Source organism: Treponema bryantii NK4A124 (assembly GCF_000421345.1).
GTDB classification, from domain to species: domain Bacteria; phylum Spirochaetota; class Spirochaetia; order Treponematales; family Treponemataceae; genus Treponema_D; species Treponema_D bryantii_B.
In genome coordinates this window covers 158,845-177,996 of the sequence record NZ_ATWV01000003.1, presented here as the reverse complement: position 1 = coordinate 177,996, position 19,152 = coordinate 158,845, and the positions used below count along the sequence as shown (strand labels likewise).

General features: G+C 38.1%; 21 protein-coding genes. 18 read left to right on the top strand and 3 right to left on the bottom strand.

Annotation, left to right across the window (positions count from 1 at the left end; genetic code table 11):
• Nucleotide 1 precedes the first annotated feature (1 nt).
• Complete coding sequence (gene smpB, locus G626_RS0103970; RefSeq protein ID WP_022931502.1) at nucleotides 2–463, bottom strand: SsrA-binding protein SmpB; 462 nt, start codon at nucleotides 461–463, stop codon at nucleotides 2–4.
• A gap of 248 nt (nucleotides 464–711) precedes the next feature.
• Between smpB and lepB the strand changes: the two genes are divergently transcribed.
• Together lepB and hemW are read left to right on the top strand one after the other, a co-directional pair.
• Nucleotides 712–1,410 (top strand): signal peptidase I, encoded by a 699-nt coding sequence (gene lepB / locus G626_RS0103965; RefSeq protein ID WP_022931501.1) that lies wholly within the window; start codon nucleotides 712–714, stop codon nucleotides 1,408–1,410.
• Nucleotides 1,411–1,418: 8 nt separating this feature from the next.
• On the top strand, nucleotides 1,419–2,606 hold the full coding sequence (gene hemW, locus G626_RS15330; protein WP_022931500.1) for a radical SAM family heme chaperone HemW: 1,188 nt from the start codon (nucleotides 1,419–1,421) through the stop codon (nucleotides 2,604–2,606).
• On the opposite strand, the gene G626_RS0103955 is transcribed toward hemW, so the two are convergent.
• Both G626_RS0103955 and G626_RS0103950 read right to left on the bottom strand, forming a co-directional pair.
• Entirely contained in the window at nucleotides 2,587–3,951 is a 1,365-nt protein-coding gene (locus G626_RS0103955; protein ID WP_022931499.1) for a HAMP domain-containing sensor histidine kinase, read from the bottom strand. The two genes, hemW and G626_RS0103955, sit on opposite strands and share 20 nt — an antisense overlap.
• A gap of 12 nt (nucleotides 3,952–3,963) precedes the next feature.
• The gene (locus tag G626_RS0103950) at nucleotides 3,964–4,683 is read right to left on the bottom strand and encodes a response regulator transcription factor (RefSeq protein WP_022931498.1); all 720 of its coding nucleotides are present in this window, start codon (nucleotides 4,681–4,683) and stop codon (nucleotides 3,964–3,966) included.
• Between the two features lie 237 nt (nucleotides 4,684–4,920).
• Here G626_RS0103950 and G626_RS0103945 point away from each other — a divergent pair, with 237 nt between their 5' ends.
• The 16 genes from G626_RS0103945 to whiG all read left to right on the top strand — a co-directional run bounded on the left by G626_RS0103945 (nucleotide 4,921) and on the right by whiG (nucleotide 19,134).
• Nucleotides 4,921–5,121, top strand: a complete 201-nt coding sequence (locus tag G626_RS0103945; RefSeq protein ID WP_022931497.1) for a flagellar FlbD family protein — start codon at nucleotides 4,921–4,923, stop codon at nucleotides 5,119–5,121.
• A complete protein-coding gene (locus tag G626_RS0103940; protein WP_022931496.1) occupies nucleotides 5,121–5,903 on the top strand; it encodes a motility protein A in 783 nt (260 codons plus the stop codon). Before G626_RS0103945 ends, G626_RS0103940 begins: the two co-directional genes overlap by 1 nt.
• Before the next feature lie 26 nt (nucleotides 5,904–5,929).
• Nucleotides 5,930–6,658 carry a flagellar motor protein MotB gene (gene motB / locus G626_RS0103935; RefSeq protein ID WP_022931495.1) on the top strand — a complete coding sequence of 243 codons (729 nt, stop codon included), beginning with the start codon at nucleotides 5,930–5,932 and terminating at the stop codon, nucleotides 6,656–6,658.
• 30 nt (nucleotides 6,659–6,688) lie between these two features.
• On the top strand, nucleotides 6,689–7,243 hold the full coding sequence (locus G626_RS0103930; RefSeq protein ID WP_022931494.1) for a flagellar basal body-associated FliL family protein: 555 nt from the start codon (nucleotides 6,689–6,691) through the stop codon (nucleotides 7,241–7,243).
• Between the two features lie 15 nt (nucleotides 7,244–7,258).
• Entirely contained in the window at nucleotides 7,259–8,296 is a 1,038-nt protein-coding gene (gene fliM, locus G626_RS0103925) for a flagellar motor switch protein FliM (protein ID WP_022931493.1), read from the top strand.
• Nucleotides 8,289–9,515 carry a flagellar motor switch protein FliN gene (gene fliN / locus G626_RS0103920; protein ID WP_022931492.1) on the top strand — a complete coding sequence of 409 codons (1,227 nt, stop codon included), beginning with the start codon at nucleotides 8,289–8,291 and terminating at the stop codon, nucleotides 9,513–9,515. The genes fliM and fliN overlap by 8 nt, the downstream gene beginning before the upstream one ends.
• A 99-nt stretch (nucleotides 9,516–9,614) precedes the next feature.
• Complete coding sequence (locus G626_RS17250) at nucleotides 9,615–10,220, top strand: FliO/MopB family protein (RefSeq protein ID WP_022931491.1); 606 nt, start codon at nucleotides 9,615–9,617, stop codon at nucleotides 10,218–10,220.
• The gene (fliP, locus tag G626_RS0103910; protein WP_022931490.1) at nucleotides 10,210–11,043 is read left to right on the top strand and encodes a flagellar type III secretion system pore protein FliP; all 834 of its coding nucleotides are present in this window, start codon (nucleotides 10,210–10,212) and stop codon (nucleotides 11,041–11,043) included. The genes G626_RS17250 and fliP overlap by 11 nt, the downstream gene beginning before the upstream one ends.
• Nucleotides 11,044–11,052: 9 nt before the next feature.
• Nucleotides 11,053–11,322, top strand: coding sequence for a flagellar biosynthesis protein FliQ (gene fliQ / locus G626_RS0103905; RefSeq protein ID WP_022931489.1), 270 nt, complete (start codon nucleotides 11,053–11,055; stop codon nucleotides 11,320–11,322).
• A gap of 7 nt (nucleotides 11,323–11,329) precedes the next feature.
• On the top strand, nucleotides 11,330–12,133 hold the full coding sequence (gene fliR, locus G626_RS0103900) for a flagellar biosynthetic protein FliR (RefSeq protein ID WP_022931488.1): 804 nt from the start codon (nucleotides 11,330–11,332) through the stop codon (nucleotides 12,131–12,133).
• Nucleotides 12,134–12,136: 3 nt separating this feature from the next.
• Nucleotides 12,137–13,210 (top strand): EscU/YscU/HrcU family type III secretion system export apparatus switch protein, encoded by a 1,074-nt coding sequence (locus tag G626_RS0103895; RefSeq protein WP_022931487.1) that lies wholly within the window; start codon nucleotides 12,137–12,139, stop codon nucleotides 13,208–13,210.
• Nucleotides 13,211–13,232: 22 nt separating this feature from the next.
• Nucleotides 13,233–15,350, top strand: a complete 2,118-nt coding sequence (locus G626_RS0103890) for a flagellar biosynthesis protein FlhA (protein WP_022931486.1) — start codon at nucleotides 13,233–13,235, stop codon at nucleotides 15,348–15,350.
• A 15-nt stretch (nucleotides 15,351–15,365) separates the two neighbouring features.
• Nucleotides 15,366–16,622 (top strand): flagellar biosynthesis protein FlhF, encoded by a 1,257-nt coding sequence (locus G626_RS17245; protein WP_022931485.1) that lies wholly within the window; start codon nucleotides 15,366–15,368, stop codon nucleotides 16,620–16,622.
• Nucleotides 16,623–16,625: 3 nt separating this feature from the next.
• Complete coding sequence (locus G626_RS0103880; protein WP_022931484.1) at nucleotides 16,626–17,519, top strand: MinD/ParA family protein; 894 nt, start codon at nucleotides 16,626–16,628, stop codon at nucleotides 17,517–17,519.
• Nucleotides 17,520–17,560: 41 nt separating this feature from the next.
• Nucleotides 17,561–18,334: a hypothetical protein gene (locus G626_RS0103875; RefSeq protein ID WP_022931483.1), complete on the top strand. Its 774-nt coding sequence runs from the start codon at nucleotides 17,561–17,563 to the stop codon at nucleotides 18,332–18,334.
• Nucleotides 18,335–18,351: 17 nt separating this feature from the next.
• Complete coding sequence (gene whiG, locus G626_RS0103870; RefSeq protein WP_022931482.1) at nucleotides 18,352–19,134, top strand: RNA polymerase sigma factor WhiG; 783 nt, start codon at nucleotides 18,352–18,354, stop codon at nucleotides 19,132–19,134.
• The last annotated feature ends 18 nt before the right edge of the window (nucleotides 19,135–19,152 follow it).

Genomic DNA, 19,152 nt, shown 5'->3' with positions numbered 1-19,152 from the left:
ATCAACCTCTCAGTTTTCCTGCAAATTCACGCTGAATGTCACGCTGTACATCACGGTCTTTAATTGCAGCCCTTTTATCGTACATTTTTTTACCTTTACAAACACCCAGTGTAACTTTTACACGTCCGTTTTTCAGATAAAAATCTAACGGAATAAGGGTACAGCCTTTTTCATCAACACGTCTGGTTAACCTTTTGATTTCATCTGCATGTAAAAGCAGTTTTTTTGGTCTGTCCGGATCGTGATTAAATATAGAAGAGAAAGAATATTCAGAAATGTGAAAGTTTTTTACCCATACCTCGCCGTTTGTTATTTCAGCAAAAGCGTCAGGAAATGAGATATTTCCATTTTTTACAGATTTGACTTCTGTTCCTTCAAGTACAATTCCACACTCGTAAGTATCTTCAATAAAATAGTCAAATCTTGCCTTTCTGTTTTCTGCAATAATCTTTCTGCCGTCCATATCCTTATATTATAAAGTATAAAGATATTGCTTTCAAGTTATCAAAAAATGTGTAAGGCCGCTGGCGGGTCGGCCTTCTATAGCAAAGCGTTAAAAAAATTGCGAAAGCAATTTTTAGCTTTACCACCTATAAAAATTGAGTTTCATATTGGTTACAAATTATCGTTATATAAAATCAAAGAAAAATCTAACTTGTATGAAAATAAAATTTTTGATACTTTATAATATATAAAAACGAGGGGAATGTTTTGAACCGCAATATCGAAGTATTTTCATATCAGATAAAAAAAGAACGCCGCAGACGAACTGTATCGCTTGTTGTCTTCTTTATCTGTCTATATATCTTTATTAATCTTGTAATTTCTTATTTAATTTATCCTGTACGCCAGAATTCAATTTCTATGATACCAGACATTCCTGAAAAATCTATTGTAATGGTATCTTCTGTAAACGGTGGATATTCTCGTGGTGATGTGGTTCTCTTAAATGCCCGTAACCAAATGACATATCCTTTATATAAGAAATTGGCAGATCAGTTTATCCGCTTCTTTACAGGACAACAGCTTTCTTTATTTGAAAAAAATGAACTTCCTGCTTCAAAGTCTCATATAAGACGTGTTGTAGGTATGCCTGGTGATACAATTTATATGAGAGATTATGTACTTTATATAAAGCCGGCAGGAGAAAAGCATTTTCTTACAGAGTTTGAAATTGTAAATGAACCTTACAATGTAACTTTTTATGTTCCTCCGGCTGATTGGGATACAGGAATTGGTGTAAAAGGTTCATTCAATGAGCTTACTCTTGGATATGACGAATACTTTGTTCTTGCAGATAATAGAAAGTCTTCTGATGATTCACGTCTCTGGGGAGCAATAAAGGGTAAGGAAATAGATGCAAAAGTTTTAATGTGTTATTTTCCTTTTACTAATTTCAGACTTTTTTAATTGATTTAATGAGCGAGAGTCCTTCATCCCTTTATATTCATATTCCTTTTTGTATTTCGAAATGTGCATATTGTGATTTTTTTAGTCTACCAAAGGGAAATAAGGTTCCTGATGATTATATTGATGCACTGTGTAAGGAAATAATTTATAGAATAACAGTACTAAAAATAGATAGCTTAAAAACAATTTATATTGGTGGCGGAACTCCAAGCCTCTTGTCTAAAAATCAGTTTAAAAAAATCTTTTCAGCTATAAAAAGCTCCTGCAATTTAAGTCCCTCAGCAGAAATAACTGTAGAAGTAAATCCGGATGATGTTACTGAAGAACTGCTGGACGGGCTTTGGGACTGCGGAGTAAACCGGCTTTCCTGTGGTATTCAGTCTATGAATGATGCTGCTTTAAAAAGAGCCTGCCGTCGTGCTGATTCGACAACAAACAGAAAAGCCCTTTCATTGATAAAAGAAAAATGGAGAGGCGATACATCTTATGATTTAATCTCAGGTCTTCCAGGTGATGACGAAAAAAGTCTGCTTGCAGGTCTGGAAGAAATAGTTTCTTATAAGCCTTCTCATATCTCCCTTTATTCACTTACGATTGAAGAAAAAACGCCTTTTGGCAGCCAGTTGAATGAAGGGCTTTTTGATTATGATTTTGATTTTGCTGATAAGCTCTGGCTGAGCGGCCGCGACTTTCTTGAAAGTCAGGATTATAAGTGGTACGAAGTTTCCAATTTCTGCCGCGAAGGTAAAGAGTGTGCTCATAATTTAGTTTACTGGACTCATGGTGGCTATGCCGGCTGTGGTTCTGCTGCCTGCGGCACTGTTTACAATGAAGATGGAAGCGGCCAGAGGTGGACTAATACGACAAATGTTGAAGATTATATAAGCTTCTGGGAGCAGGTGACAGAACCGCTGGCAGAGGCTCCTTCTTTACCTCAAGACTTGGAAATAATAGATAAAGAAAACTCTGAGTTTGAGTTTTTTATGATGGGGCTTAGAAAACTGCAGGGAATAAAGGCAAGAGACTATGAGTCGATTTTTGGTGAAAGGCTGCCGGAAAAGTTTTTGAGATTATTTGAAGACTGGGAGAAAAAGGGGCTTTGCGTAAAAAGAGCCGGGCAAGACGGAGATGAGATTTATGCCATGAGCCGGGAAGGTATGCTTTATCTGAACCGCTTTAATATGGAATTGTTATAGTAAAGCAGCTGCCTTTTTTCTTCTGTGATTCAACGCTTATTTTCCAGCCGTGAGTATCCATAATGTTTTTTACAACTGCAAGACCAATTCCCATGCCTTCTTCCTGACGGGAATTTGTTCCCCTGTAAAATAAATCAAAAATATAATCCAGGTCTTTTTTTGCTACGCCATAGCCTGTATCTTTTATTTCAAGAATTATGAAATTAGTATCATCTAAAGTTTTTGTATATGCGTTAATTTCTATTAAATCATTTTCTTTTGTATATCTGATGGCGTTACTTAAGAGATTTTCAAAGGATCTGTGTATCAGCTGCTCATTAAAAGGTACTTCAATATCTTCTGGCAATTCGATATTTGTGTGAACGTTTCTTTTAAAGATTTTTGCGGTTACCTCTGCATATTTTGAAAAATCAATTATAAGTCTGCTGATAGATTTATTTACCAGCTGCTCTTTTATTTCAAAATTGTTCAGCTTCATGTAATTGAGCAGGGTATCAATCATTTCTTCCAGCTGGGAAGTTTTTTGTTCAATAAGTTCCATGGATTTTTGAATTTCATCCTTATCAGAAATTACGCCGTCCATAATTGCTTCGGAATAGCCCTTTATTACTGCTACAGGAGTTCTTAAATCATGGCTGATTCCCATCATAAACCTGTTTTTACTAGCCTGCATTTCTATAAGTTCGCAGCGCATTTTTTCCAGGCTCTGCATGATTGTAGAAAATTCATTTTGTCTTGCAGCTGAAATATTATTTGTAATAGGTTTATCAAGTTTTCCTTCTGCCAGCTGACTGCTTGATTTTTCAATCTTGTTAAGGCTGTTAAAAATATTTCTGGAAATAATGGTTATTAATGCCAGACTGACTGCTGTAAGAAAAATAACTATCATCAGAACTTTTAGAATAGTTCTGATTCTTTTTTCATTAGAAACGTTTTTTTGCGGGACTCGGGTTATTAGCAGGGTGTCTGATTCTTTAGACGGTATTTGCGTAAACTGGTAGAAGTATTTATCTGATGTTTCAGATGCAAAATTCCAGATTTCACCTTTCTGCATAAACTTATCTGCTTGAATTTCATCCATAGTTGAATACAAGACTTTTCTGCTTGATATTTGTAAAAGAATTGCTTCTACATTTGCTGGTAAAAGCTTCAGGGATTTTTTTAAGTTAATTCTGTCTTCTTCCGGAATATTTGAAAAATATTGAGATTGAAGTTTTTCTGAGCCCTGCATAAGGTAGCGGTTTGGAGAATGCATGTAAGTATGTATTAAAACAAAAATAGAGCAGAGAATTGGTATAGTTGTAATTAAAGAGGAAAGAATAATAAACTGATGTTTAATTTTCATGACTGCTATATTCTAACAGTTACTTGTTATACAGTCACTAGAGAAAATGTAACCGTTGCCAAATTCTGTTTTGATGTATTTGCAGTCAGAAGGATTATCTTCAATCTTTTTTCTAAGACGCTGAATGTAAACTGCGACGGCTGTAATATCACCGTATTCAACTTTCCATACATTCTGATAAATCCTTTCTGGTGATATAACCTGACCTGCATTTTTAACCAGAAATTCAAGAACCTCATATTCCTTAGAAGAAAGGGAAATCTTCTGATCATTCTTTTTAAGAACACAGCTTCCAAGAAGGAGAGTGTAAGGACCGAACTGAATATATGATTCCATTTTTTCAAGGAAGAAACTTTGCCGTCTGAGATATGCTTTTACACGGGCCATAAGTACACCCGGTGAAAACGGCTTAGTTACAAATTCATCAGCACCATAGCCAAGGCCCTTGATTATATCTTCATCTGTATCTCTTGCCGAAAGAATCATTACAGATGGTAATTCGTTGGGATGTTGTTTTTTCAACTCTTCAAGAAACTCAAAGCCGCTCATGCCCGGAAGGTTTAAGTCAAGAATTATAAGGTTAGGTTTGCAGCCGTCTTTTAATTCTTTAAGTGCATCTTCAGCATTTAAAAAGGTTTTTGCTTCCATCTGCTCTTTTGTAAGATAGAGCTTAATGAGTTTAGAAATAGATTCTTCGTCTTCAATTACATAGATACAAGGTGTGCTGTTCATATAAAAGTTTCCTTTTGTTTCTATGTCTAATATACTATAAGCGGCGGCCTTTTGTAATAGAAAGTTATTTATATAATAAAAAATTATTAAAATTGTGTTATAGCCAGAAAAAGTGGTGAAATTGTGAAAAAAAGGGCTAAATTCCTGCAAAATTCTGCAGATTTTTTCTAATTATAAGAAAATAATAATTGAAATATGAAAAAAAAAGATTATAATTAATGTAAGTATAAAAAACATATGATTGATGTAATGCGGTTAGATGGGAAAAAATATTGGGTGAATCCGCACATGATTGAAAGTATGGAATCTACTCCTGACCTGACACTTACTATGCTGTCGGGGCGTAAAATCATTGTCAAAAATTCCCCAGAAGATCTAATTGAAAAAATTATAAAATACCGTAGAGATATTGGTATTGAAAGACAAGAGGTCTTGTAATGGATATAGCTACTATACTGGGTATTGTCGGCGGTGCAGCCATGATTGTCATGTCTGTATTGACATCAGGTGGTACATTGGGCGGAATTATCGATATCCCGTCTGTCTTCATGACTATCGGCGGTTCTTACTTTGCCATGTTCATTGCCGCTCCTTTGAAAAAGGCACTCGGTATGTTCAAGATTATGGGAAAGTCTTTTAAGGTTCCGGACTTCGGTGAAAAAAACATCGTAATCAACATGCAGGCCCTTTCTGAAAAGGCTCGCCGCGAAGGTATTCTTGCCCTTGAAGATGGTCTTGATGATCTTGAAGATCCTTTTATGAAAATGGGACTTCGTCTTGTAGTTGATGGTACCGACGGTAACATCATTCGTGCAATCATGGAAAATGAAATGACTCAGGTTGAAAACCGCCATATGGAATGGATTGGACTTATCAATGCCTGGGCTGGATTCGCACCAGGTTTCGGTATGATGGGTACCGTACTTGGTCTTATTGGTATGTTGAACAACCTTGAAGATAAATCTTCCCTCGGTCCTAACATGGCCGTTGCTTTGATTACAACTCTTTACGGATCTATGATGGCCAACTGGTTGATTACTCCGTTCTCTACAAAGCTTGCAGCGCACAATGCTCAGGAAATGCGTTCTAAGGAAATGATTATTGAAGGTGTACTTGCCATTCAGGCCGGTGAAAACCCTCGTATTATGGCTCAGAAGCTCCTTACTTATCTTGATCCTGTTTCAAGAAAAGCAATTGAAGCTGATGTTTTGAAGGATTAATTAGTTTAAGGAAGAATTAGGTAAAAATGGGAAAGAAAGCAAAACAGCCCGAAAAACCATCAACCGCCTGGCTTGGTACCTATGGTGACATGATTACACTCATGCTCTGCTTCTTCGTTATGCTTTATAATCCTTCGGAAGTAGATGTTACTCAGATGGCAACAATTACTCAAAGTCTACAGATGCAGGAAACAGAAACAACATCTGGTGGACTTTCTTTGTCTGCCGGACAGCTTTCAGATCTTGGTAATAATATAAACTCTCTTCCTTCTCTGGAAAAAGGTAAATCTCTTGGTCTCGCAAAGAAAAAAGCTGTCAGCCTTTTTGCGCCTGATGTAAAATCAAATAAAATTACAATTACAAGTGATGAACGCGGTCTTATAATCACACTTCTTTCTGATAACTTTTTTGAAGAGGGAAGTGCAGAATTAAATATCAATGACACACGAGAAACCCTGCTTCGCCTGGCAGACTTTTTCCGTTCGGATGAGTTGAAAGGCAGACGATTCCGTATAGAAGGGCATACAGACTCTACTCCTGTGGCAGAAAATTCAATTTTTCCTAGTAATTGGGAACTTTCTGCAACAAGAGCTGTTAATGTTCTTCATTATTTAGCCGATTATGGAGTAAGGGAAAATGATTTTTCTGTGGCCGGATATTCCGACACCAGACCAAAGTTTTCCAATGACACGGCAGAAGGTCGTGCTTACAACAGACGTGTGGATATTATAATTCTAGACGAAGGACACTTTTAGTGTTAGATTATTTAGTGTGCTGGAGGGGATATGGCAGACGATGATGAAATCAACCTCGAAGAGGGTGGTGCTGGCACTGCGCCAGAAAAAAAACGTGGTATAGGCGGACTTTTGTCTGGCCTTCTTAAATGGATAATTATCGGACTCGCTGCAATAATTGTTATTGTAGTAGTTGTTGTTGTAACTGTAAAAATTACAAGCAAGAACTCTACACAGGTAACTGCAATCCCAACTTCAGAAGAATATGTTTCCGGCCAGCGTGAAATTTATGACTGGTATACTTCTTTAGGAATAATCCAGACAACAACCTGCGATGAGCCTCCAGCAACTGTACGTGTAGACGTTGCACTTGCCTATAAAAAAGATGATAAAGCTACATCTACTGAAATTACACAGCGTACTGTAGAGCTTAAGGCTTTTCTGCGTCGTTACTTCAGCGGTAAAACAGCTGCTGAACTTAGAAATACGAATAATGAAGATGCTCTGGAAAATGAGATTAAGAATGGAATCAATGATAAAATTCTTTCAAGCTCACGAATCCGAGACGTTGTTTTCCAGCAGAAAGACGTTATAGAGCAGAATTAATAAAGGTGGAGTTGAATGAACGAAGTTCTATCACAGGACGAAATTGACCAGCTTCTTACAGCCATAAGCTCGGGCGATACCGAAGCAGATGACTTTAAGCCGGTCAACAGTGCCCGAAAAATAAAGATATATGACTTCAAGCGTCCTGATAAATTCTCAAAGGAACAGCTGCGTACAGTCTCGAACATGCACGAGACTTTTGCGCGTTTAACGACAACTTCGCTTTCTGCGCAGCTTCGTTCTCTTGTTCATGTACACGTTGCTTCTGTAGATCAGCTTACATACGAGGAATTTATCCGTTCCATTCCAACTCCAACAACTCTTGCGGTAATCAATATGGATCCTTTGAAAGGAAATGCCGTACTCGAAATTGACCCGGCAATTACCTTCTGTATGATTGACCGCCTTTTTGGTGGACGTGGTGCCACAACAGGAAATAAAAACCGCGACCTTACAGATATTGAACAGGAAGTAATGGAAACGGTTATTGTACGTATTCTTGCGAATATCCGCGAAGCCTGGACTCAGGTAATCGACCTTCGTCCTCGTTTTGCTCAGATAGAAACTAACCCTCAGTTTGCTCAGATTGTACCTCCAACAGAAATGGTTGTGCTTGTAACTCTGGAAACTAAGGTAGGTGATGAGGAAGGAATGATGAACTTCTGTATTCCTTACCTCGTTCTTGAACCGATTATCTCTAAACTTTCATCTCAGTTCTGGTTCTCTTCTGTACGTAAGTCTTCTACTACACAGTATCTGGGAACTATCAAACAGCAGCTTACTGCAGTTGATATGGATGTTGTTGCAGAAATCGGAACAATCAATTTACCAATTAGAGACGTTCTTTCGTTGCGTGTCGGCGATGTAGTACGTCTTTCAAGCGTTAAGGTAGGAGATCCTCTGACTCTTAGCGTAGGAAATAAGAAAAAGTTTTACTGTCAGCCAGGTGTTGTCGGTAAAAAAATGGCAGTTCAAATTACAGGAAAAATTGAAAGCGTTGAGTCAGACGAATTTGAAGAGCTTTCTGTAGAAGGAGACGAAACATATGAGTGATGGTGCTATCTCACAAGATGAAATTGATGCTTTGCTTTCAGGTGTTGCAATTGACGGATTGAATTCATCTGGACACGTAGGAAATGGTCCTACATATCATTTTGATATTCCGACTCTCCAGTCAATGGCAGACGCTCTCAAGCCAAAGCTGGAAGAAAACATTAATAAAACAACAAGTGTAACCTTTACCTGTGAAGCACCTGTTGTAGAACAGACAAACCGCGACCACGTGCTTTCTAAGTTACCTGAAGTTGTAATTGGAATTAATGCAGACTATAACGCTGGTGTAAAGGGAAGTCACCTTTATCTTATGGCTCCTGAATTTGCCCTTAAGATTTTCCAGCTTGTAAGCTCAGAAGAAGCAACTGAAGTTGATGATATGGTTCTTTCTGTTGTTTCAGAATTTATTGCAACTCATATCAGTGCAGAAATTACAGAGGTTGAAAGCAAGGGCAATACAAAGGGCCTGGGCTATGCTACTCCTGAAACTTTAAACGAATCTAAAGCAATGATTATGTTCCCTCAGGGAGACTTCGTTCTTTCAAGCTATCCTCTTACTTATGATGGAAATGCCTATACACTCTGGGAATGTATCGGCGGTGATGCTGCTGAAGGACTTACAAAGGCTCTCGGTGGTGGTGCTGCAGATGATTCTGCAGGTCTTACACCAATCGATCTTGGTGGAATGAATGCTGCTGCCGGTGGTGCTCCTATGGGAGGCGCCGCAATGGGAGCCGCTCCTATGGGTGGAATGCAACAGATGGGCGGTGCAATGCCAAATATGGGAATGGGAATGCAGCAGCCAATGGGCGGAATGCCTAATATGGGAATGGGAATGCCTATGGGTGGTATGGGTATGGGAATGCCACAGAATATGGGTGTTAACATGGGAATGAATGTTCCTAACGTTCAGCAGTTACAGTATCCTAACCTTCAGGCTGGCTTGAATGCAGGCGAACAGGGCAATATCAGTCTTATCATGGACGTATTCATGGAAATGACTGTAGAACTTGGTCGTACAAAGAAAACAATCAAGGATATTCTTGGAATGGGTGAAGGTACAATTATCGAGCTGGATAAACTTGCCGGTGAACCTGTAGATATTCTTGTAAACCATAAAAAGATTGCTAAGGGTGAGGTTGTAGTCATCGATGAAAACTTCGGTGTTCGTGTAACCGAAATCCTGTCTCCAATGGAGCGCGTATCAGAACTTAACTAACAGATGTCATTGCCGCACTTGATGCGGCAATCTAGATTATCGGGTCAAGCCCGATAATGACAATAAATATACCAATTTATATAAGGGTGGGATCTTAAATTGGCTTATAAAAAATTACTTGCGGCTGTAATTATTTTTATGGCCGCAATTTTTGCATTAAATTCTCAAAATAATTCTAATCAGAATAATACGACTCTCACAGAAGAGTCTATCGTAATTTCAGATGATACAGGCACTGATTCAACATCAGCTTCTCAAACTTACAAAGGTCCTTCAACCGTCGGAATGTTTGTACGAATGATTCTTGTACTCATTATTGTTGTTGGACTTATTTATGGAGTCCTCTGGTTCATTAAGAAAAAGACAAACGTTGTAAAAACTGATGACGATTATCTTCGCCGTGCGGCCTATATAAATATTGCACCCGGAAAAACAGTAGAAGTCATTACGCTTATTGATAAAGCTTATCTGATAGGTGTTACAGAAGATAATATTACATTGCTTGGTGAGATTCATGATGATGAACTTATTAAAGCCATGAATCTTTCTGCAGATAAAAAGAATAACACAAAAAAGCCTGCTACCTTTGCCGATGTACTCGATATGTTCCTTGTAAAAAAAGAAGGACAGAAAAATGTTTTCAGCGATTCTGAAAAGCAGGTAGAAAACATGTTTAATAACGGGGAAAATAATAATGAAGTTTAATAAGCTTAAAAAAGTTTTTTTTCTCTTTTTATTAATCATGCTAACTTTCGTTAGTCAACCTTTGTTTGCTCAGTCTAACAATTTTCCGCAGGGAGCTGCCCAGGGAACGACAGAGATGAATCCGAATATAAGAACCCCTGTTGTTCCAAATGTTGACGTACAGATTACACAACCACAGACAGGAAGGGAAATAGCCTTTAGTGTAAGACTTCTTCTTCTGCTTACAATACTAACCCTGGCGCCAAGTATATTAATTCTCGTTACCTGTTTTCTGCGCTTTTCAATTGTTCTGGACTTTATAAAAAGAGCCCTTTCATTACAGCAGGTTCCGCCAACTTCTGTATTGAATGGTATCGCTTTTTTTATGACAATTTTTGTAATGTGGCCGACCTTTACAAGAATCTATGATAATGCATATAAGCCGCTTTCAGAAAATGCAATAACGATTGAAGAAGCCTATCACGAAGCAGAAGCTCCTCTCAGAATGTTTATGTATGGCCAGATGGCTGATGATACAAGTTATATTAAAATGTTCATGGGAATGGCAAAGTTAGAAAAGCCTAACACTCTTGCAGATGTGCCAACTTATATTCTTGTTCCATCTTATATTCTTCATGAACTGACAGTTGCTTTTAAGATTGGTGTAATTCTGTATATTCCTTTTATAATTATTGATATGGTCGTGGCAAGTATTCTCATGGCTATGGGTATGATGATGCTGCCGCCTGTTCAGATTTCCATGCCGTTTAAACTCATTTTATTTGTTCTTGTAGATGGCTGGGGACTTTTAACACAGCAGCTTTTCAACTCTGTAATAAGGTAGGGGTAGTTTATGTCTATTGGAGTTGTAATTTCTTTAATGCGTGGTGCTGTTACACAGGTTATTTCAATGGTTGCACCTGTGCTTGGACTTGCTCTTCTTGTAGGTCTGGTTGTTGCAATCTTTCAGGCAACAACTTCTATTCAGGAGCAGACTCTTACTTTTCTGCCAAAGCTTATTGTGATACTTCTTGTTATAGCTCTGCTTGGAGGGGCAATGTTTACTTCTCTCGGGGAGTATACAATTGAATTATTCAGGCGAATCCCGGACTTCGCAAAATAGGTAAGCCATGCTGAATAGTATTGTAATTCAGGCGCCTTTATATCTCCTTGTTTTTGTGCGATGCTTTGCACTTATTATGACTCTGCCAATGTTTTCTATGCGGGCAGCTTCACGTGTTGCAAAGGTAGCAATTGCCGGTTATATGGCATTTTTTATTTTTGGCAGTCTGGATACAAGCCTTTATTCTCCTTACATCGGTTCCGAAGGATCTTCTTCAATGATTTATTTTCTCCTGCTTGTAGGCGAAGGATTAATCGGAATCATAATGGGATTTTTTATTTCCATAATTTTTGCAGCCTTTAGTGCCGCCGGACAGTTTCTTGCCTTTCAGATGGGACTTTCTGCAGCCTCTTCTTATGATGCACTTTCACAGGTAGAAAACCCTCTCATGGGACAGTTTTTTAATCTTGTTGCCATGCTGATTTTTATGCAGACCCACTGGTTTCAGCGCCTTTTCCTTGGTGGCCTGGTAACAAGTTTTTCTTCGCTTAATGCTTTAAGTATTGCAACCGTTAATGAAAAACTTGCACGTTTTATGATAAGCGGCCTTACAAGTCTTTTTTCAGATGCCCTGATAATTGCCCTTCCTGTAATGGGAACTTTGTTTTTAATAACCGTCTGTACAGGACTTCTTACAAAAGCCGCTCCACAGATGAACCTTCTTTCAGAAGGATTTCCAATTATGATTCTTGTGGCCTTTACAATAATTGCTTTTGCAATGCCTAGTATAATTGATTTCTTTGTAAGGTCATTTAATAACGGTTTTTCAGATCTGGAAAAACTCTTTACATCAATTTCGGGAGGTGCCTAGTCTATGGCAGCAGAAGATGAAGGCCGTACCGAACAACCTTCCGAATACAAACTCGAAAAAGCCCGCAAAGAAGGACGTGTTGCAAAAAGTCAGGAAATCAGTGGTGCGCTGGTTCTGCTGCTTTGTGTCGTTACAATTGTTTTTCTTTCAAAGTTTCTCTTTAATGAAATAATTACAATATTCAAATTTTACTTTACTCAGTGTTCAAAATATGATGTAAAAAATCCCGCCTTTTTACCTGCATTTTTTGATGTATTTATCAAATGTGTTCTTCCGGTTGGACTTATAAGTGCTGTATCTGCGGTAGCTGCTAACATCATACAGACCAAAGGTTTTATTTTCAGTCTTAAACCAATAGAACCTAAGTTTTCGAAAATAGTTCCAAAATTTGGGGAATATTTTAAGAAGACGATTTTTTCTGCAAAAGGTCTTTTTAATGTTGCAAAGTCCATAGGCAAAGTAGCCATAATCTGTTTTGTCGGTTATTTGTATATACGAAAAGATTTATTTGTATTGATTGATATTATTGATAACGGAAATGTTGCAGGTGCACTGGGGCAGGTTGCTAAAATGGCTGCCCAGATTCTGATTACTGTAGCAGTTCTTTTTCTTGTTCTTTCAATTCCTGATTATTTTATTCAGCGTCATGATTTCATGGAAGAAATGAAAATGACCAAACAGGAAGTAAAAGAAGAATACAAGGAAATGGAAGGTGACCCGGAAGTAAAGGCAAAGCTTCAGCAGATGCAGCGTCAGCTTCTTTCTCAAAATGTTCGTAAAGCAGTTGCAGAGTCAGATGTAGTAATTGCAAACCCGACTCACTTTGCAGTTGCCTTAAAATATGACCTTTCAATGGCAGATTCACCTCCAATGGTTAATGCAAAGGGAGAAGACAGTCAGGCGCTTTTAATACGAAGGATAGCAGAAGAAAACTCAATTCCTGTAGTTGAAAATCGTCCGGTGGCGCGAGATTTGTATACAAATCTTGAAATTGGTGATATAATACCAGGTAATTATATATCTATAATTGCAGAGATATATTCTCATTTGGAAAAGTTCAGATATATGAAAAAATAAGTAGATTGCTGGGTGGGGACTGATGGCAAACGAAAGTAGAGGGACAATTCTCAGTTTTATTACAGGTAATATTGTACCTGTCGCAGTTGTTTTAACTGTATTCCTCCTTTTTGTTCCAATTCCTAAATTTATTATTGACTTGAGTATGATTCTGAACCTTGCGTTCGCTATAATCATCCTTCTTGTTGTAGTTCGCATTCCACGTCCATCAGATTTTCAAACCTTCCCGCGTGTAATTCTTTTTCAGACACTCTTCAGCCTGGGTATAAATATATCTTCAACTAGACTTATCCTTACAGGAAAAATGCAGGGTGGGGCTCTGGCAAACCAGAGTGACATGGTAAAATCCTTTGCCCGTATTGTTGCGGGAAATAATCTGGTAGTCGGCTTTGTAATCTTTATCATTCTGATTGTTGTTCAGGTTCTCGTTGTTACCAAGGGTGCCGGTCGCGTTTCTGAAGTTGCTGCACGCTTCTCATTGGATTCCATGAACCAGAAACTTTTTGATATTGATAACCGTTTGAACTCCGGTGCTATAGATGAAGCTCAGGCAGAGTTGCTGAAAGATGCTGTTCGCCGTGATATAGACTTTTATTCTAATATGGACGGTTCCTCAAAGTTTGTAAGCGGAAACGTAAAGGCCGGAATTTTCATTACAGTTGTAAACCTTCTTGGCGGCTTCCTTGTTGGAATGATAATGAACAAAATGCCTTTTACAGAGGCTCTGAATACCTATTCAACTCTTACAATTGGTGACGGTCTTACTTCACAGCTGCCTTCTCTTATCATTTCTTTTGCAACCGGTTTGCTCGTTACTGGTACTAAGTCTGATGAATCTCTGGATCAGCAGCTTAAAACTGAATTTACCGGAGACGGTCATATTTATGAAATTGTCGGTGGTGTTCTTATTGTTGCGGGGCTTGCCCTTCGCGGCGGAACCCAGCTTCTGCTGCTTCCGGTCGGCATACTCGCAATTTTCATCGGCTATAACATGACCCGTAATAAAGAGAAAAAGGAAATTGCAGAACAACAGGAAAAGGCACAGAAAGCTTCAACTCAGGCAGCAACTACAGAAGGTGAGCCAATCGTTATGCTTGATCCTCTTTCCCTGGAACTTGGTTATGCACTTATTCCTCTTGTAGATAAAGAAAAAGGTGCCGAACTTCTTGAACGCATTTCACGAATAAGAACAGAAGCCCGTCATGATATAGGACTAGATATTCCAAAAATTCGTATTCAGGATAATATGACTCTTGAGCCTAACGATTACAGTTTCAAGATTGCAGGAATTGAAGCAGGACATTCATCAGTCCGGGTTGGATACGTAATGTGTCTGGATACAGGTGCAGTAACAGAAGCCCTTGAAGGAGAAAAAACAAAAGATCCGGCCTTTGGTATGGATGCTATATGGGTTCCTGAAGATCGAAGAAATGAGGCAGAAAATGCCGGATACGTTATTGTTGATCCGCCGACAATTATTTCTACACATATTACAGAAATCATAAAGAACAATGCTGCAGAGCTTCTTGACCGTCAGGCAGTTGATGTTATTCTTAATACAGTTAAGAAGAAAAATCCTGTTCTTATTTCGGATGTTCTCGATACAGCAAAAATTTCTTACGGTACCATCGAGAAGGTTTTCCAGAATCTTCTGGAAGAAAAAGTTTCAATACGAAATTATGTGCGTATTCTCGAAACAATGGCAAACTATTCTGCCGCAACAAGAAATAATCCTTGGAGCCTTACAGAAAAAGTTCGCGAAGCCTTAGGACTCCAGATCTGTATGCAGTATGCAGATGATAATAAAAAACTTCATGTAATGCGACTTTCTCAGGAATTGTCAGAGCTTATTGCTGAGCATGCTTTCTATCCTGAAGACGGATCAAAACCTTATGTAGCCTTTGATCCTGTAGACAGACGCAGATGGCTGAAAGCAATAAATACAGCTTCTGCTCAGGTAGCAAAGCTTGGCTATCAGCCAATTATAATTACAGTAAGTAGTGTTCGTCAGCTGGTTCATTCTTCTCTTGAAAGAGAGATGCCGGGAATAGTAGTAATTTCAGATATGGAAATGTATCAGGCCGGTTCAAGTATTTCTCCAGAAATTATTGCAGAAATTGCTGATGACGAAAACGAGTAAAAAAGGAAAAGAAAAATGGCGTATGAAGATGAGATAGAGCAGAAAATAACCGGTAGCACCTACGAAGAATGTAAGGAAAAACTCTTTGCTCAGTATGGAAAAAATTTCAGAATCATAAATAAAGTAACAGATTTCAGACCTGCAGGAATTTTTCATTTGAAAAAGAAGCCGGTAACGATTGTTACATATACTGTAAATCATCAGAAATCTTATTCTGTAGATGAACCCCGCACTTCATATCAAAGTTCATATTCATCTTACTCAGAAGAAGAACAGTTAAAGAAAAACCGTGAAGCAATATTGCAGATGCAGGGTTCTAACAATGTTATGGTAAGTAAAAAAATTGATGATATGACAAATTCAATTGAAGCGCTTAAAAAAGAAATGAGTCAGCAGATGCAGCAGCTTGCCGCTTCAACACAGGATAAACATGAATCAATTAAAAAAATAGAAGAAATGCTTGAGCAGAACGAGTTTTCATTTTCTTACATCAACATGATTGTAGAAAAAATAAGAAATGATTTTTCACTGGAACAGCTTGATAATTTCGACTTAGTTGAAAGAAGAGTTGTAGACTGGATTGGTGAATCAATTTCAGTTGTAAAAGAAATGACCTTCCGTCCACCTCATGTATTTATCATTGTAGGCCCAACTGGTGTCGGAAAAACTACAACACTTGTAAAGCTTGCGGCACAGTTTGTAAAAAATTACGCTTTGAATCATGAAGGACAGAGACCAGAAATCTGCTTTATCACAACAGATACAATGAGGGTTGGTGCTATGGAACAGCTGGAACGCTGGGGAAAGCATATGGGTTCAAGAGTTTATAAAGCAGAACGTGTAGAAGATCTCAAAACCCTCTACGATGATAATCGTGCCAATATGGATGCAATTTTTATTGATACTTCCGGCTTCAGCCCTAATGATGTAACTCATATTGCACAAATGAAATTACTGCTTGAAGTTCCCGGAATGAATCCTGATATTTATCTTGCATTAACCGCAGGTACAAAAGCCAGGGATCTTCAGAATATAATGCAGAATTATGAACCATTCGGTTATAAATCTGTAATCGTTACTAAATGTGACGAATCTGAACAATTCGGAAATGTGATTAGTGTTATGTATGAAAAACACAAATCTATTTCATATATTACTCACGGGCAGGTTGCTTCGAGAGATATTACAAAAGCAAATGTTGTTGATTTTCTAATCAGACTTGAAAATTTCAAAGTAGATAGAATTCATATCGAAGATAAATTTGGAGAATAACAAATGGAAGAACAGGCAGAAGGATTAAGTGAATTATTTAATGAAGGTAATGCTAATGCTGCAGAAAAAACATCATCTGCAGTAAAGCGCGACCATAACACAAGAATCATTGCAATTACCTCTGGTAAGGGTGGTGTAGGTAAGACTAACTTTGCCGTTAATATGGCAATTGCCTATGCTCAGCTTGGTAAAAAAGTTATTCTTATTGATGGTGACTTAGGAATGGCTAACGTAAATGTTCTTCTAAATATTGTTCCACAATATAACCTCATGCACGTAATCAATAAGAAAAAGACAATGAAAGAAATTATTATGGACACAGAGTTCGGAATTAAATTCATTGCCGGTGCAAATGGTTTTTCTAAAATTGCTAACTTGAGTGTAGAAGAACTTGAATATTTTGCAAATCAGTTTGCAACCCTTGGAAATGCAGATATCATCATTATTGATACCGGTGCTGGAATTGCAAATAATGTACTTCAGTTTGTTGCTGCCGCAGATGAAGTATTTGTAGTAACTACACCAGAGCCTACTGCAATTACTGATGCATACGGAATCATCAAAATTATTACAACAGAAATTGTAGACCGTACTGTTAATATTAAGCTTATTGTAAACCGTGTTCACTCACCGGACGAAGGTAAGCGTATTTCTGAACGTATCATTACAATAGTAGGTCAGTTCCTTGGTTATAAGATTGAATATCTGGGATGTATTCCGGAAGACCCTCTGGTACAGGCTTCTGTAATCAGACAAAAGCCATTTATAGTTGTAAATCCTACATCAAAACCTGCTGTTTACTTAAAACATATAGTTGGAAGAATTGAAAAAACGGAACCTGACTTCAATGAAGGAGTTTCAAGTTTCCTTAAAAAATTCTTGAGTAAGAAAAAATAGTGGTGTATAATATTAACGGGTAATTATTATTGGGAGGAAAAATGCGGAGTACAAAAAGTATCGGACTGTTTGCAGCTTGCGGATTCATTTTGTCCTTCGTATCAGGTCTTTTTTCCCATACTTCAATTTTATCCGTTTTAATAAAAGCACTGATTTTTGCCCTTATATTTGGATTACTTGGATTTGGAATCTCATTTATTTTTAATAAGTTCCTTTCTGATGGTTCAGGCGGTGATTTTCAGGGCGACTATAATACAGATTCTTCCGCTGCTGGAGCTAATAATTCTGCATTAGGACAAAATGTTGATATTACCATCCAGGACGAAGAGTTAAGACCGAGTGAAAGCGAAAATCATTTTGTGGTTGGCGATAATCACCAGATGCTGAATGATTCTGATGTTCGTAATTCGGGAGCTGCTGCAAATGAAACAAATTCTTCAAAGGGTTTTGTCCCATTAAGGAACTTTGAAACCGTTAAGAATTTTTCAGGTAAGGAAGCTGTTATTCCAGCAGAAGCAGTTGCAGCAGAAAATAAAACTGCAGAAAGTGCTGCACCGGCAACACCTGCAGATGTAGTTTCAAATTTTGAAACAAATAACGCAGATGGTGGAATTGACACTCTGCCGGATATGGAAAACTTTGTTTTCAGTGAAAGTTCAGGTTCTGCTTCAGATGACGAATCAGATGCCGGATCAGATTCAGAGTTTGTTTCTTCAGCAAGTTATCATAAAAAAAATGATGGACCTGCAGAAGTACAGGACGCAGCCCTTATGGCAAAGGCAATCAGTTCTGTATTATCAGATGAAAATTCTTAAAAAGAGGAAGAGTATAGATGCCAATTAATGACGAAAAAGAAGAAGATGATCTCTGGGAAGAATTCAAAAAAACTAAGTCTCCGGCCCTGAGAGATAAATTTATACGGCAGTATATGCCTCTTGTAAAATATGTAGCCGGTAAAGTTGCGGTAGGACTTCCAGCTTCTGTTGAATTTGATGACCTGGTTGGTTACGGCCAGTTTGGTCTTCTTGATGCAATTAACAAGTATGATACTGCTAAGGGTGTAAAATTTAAGACTTACGCAGTTACCCGAATCCGTGGAGCAATTTTCGATGAACTCCGCCAGATAGACTGGGTACCTCGTTCTGTAAGGCAAAAGTCACGTGAAATTGAAGATGCAATTGTTTCTCTTGAATCTCGCCTTGGCCGTACTGCAACAGATTCAGAAATTGCCGGTTCACTTAATATGAGTGAAGACGAATACCACAGAACTGTAATGAAGGTTTCTGGAACAAGCGTTCTTTCTTTGAATGACGTATGGTATGCGGGAGACGATAACGACAATATGTCTATTGGCAATAATATTGAGTCTCCTTCAAGCCTTAATCCCGATGTTATTGCTGAACGTGAAGAAATCAAAAAGGTTATTGCGCAGGCAATCAGCGAATTACCGGAAAAAGAGAAAATGGTAATTGTTCTTTACTATCACGAAGATCTTACATTTAAGGAAATTGGTGAAGTTCTGGAAGTAAGCGAATCTCGAATTTCTCAGCTGCATACAAAGGCTAACCTTCGTCTGCGTGCAAAGCTTACGAACCTCAGAAAAGGTATTATCTGATAAAATTAAAAGTATAGA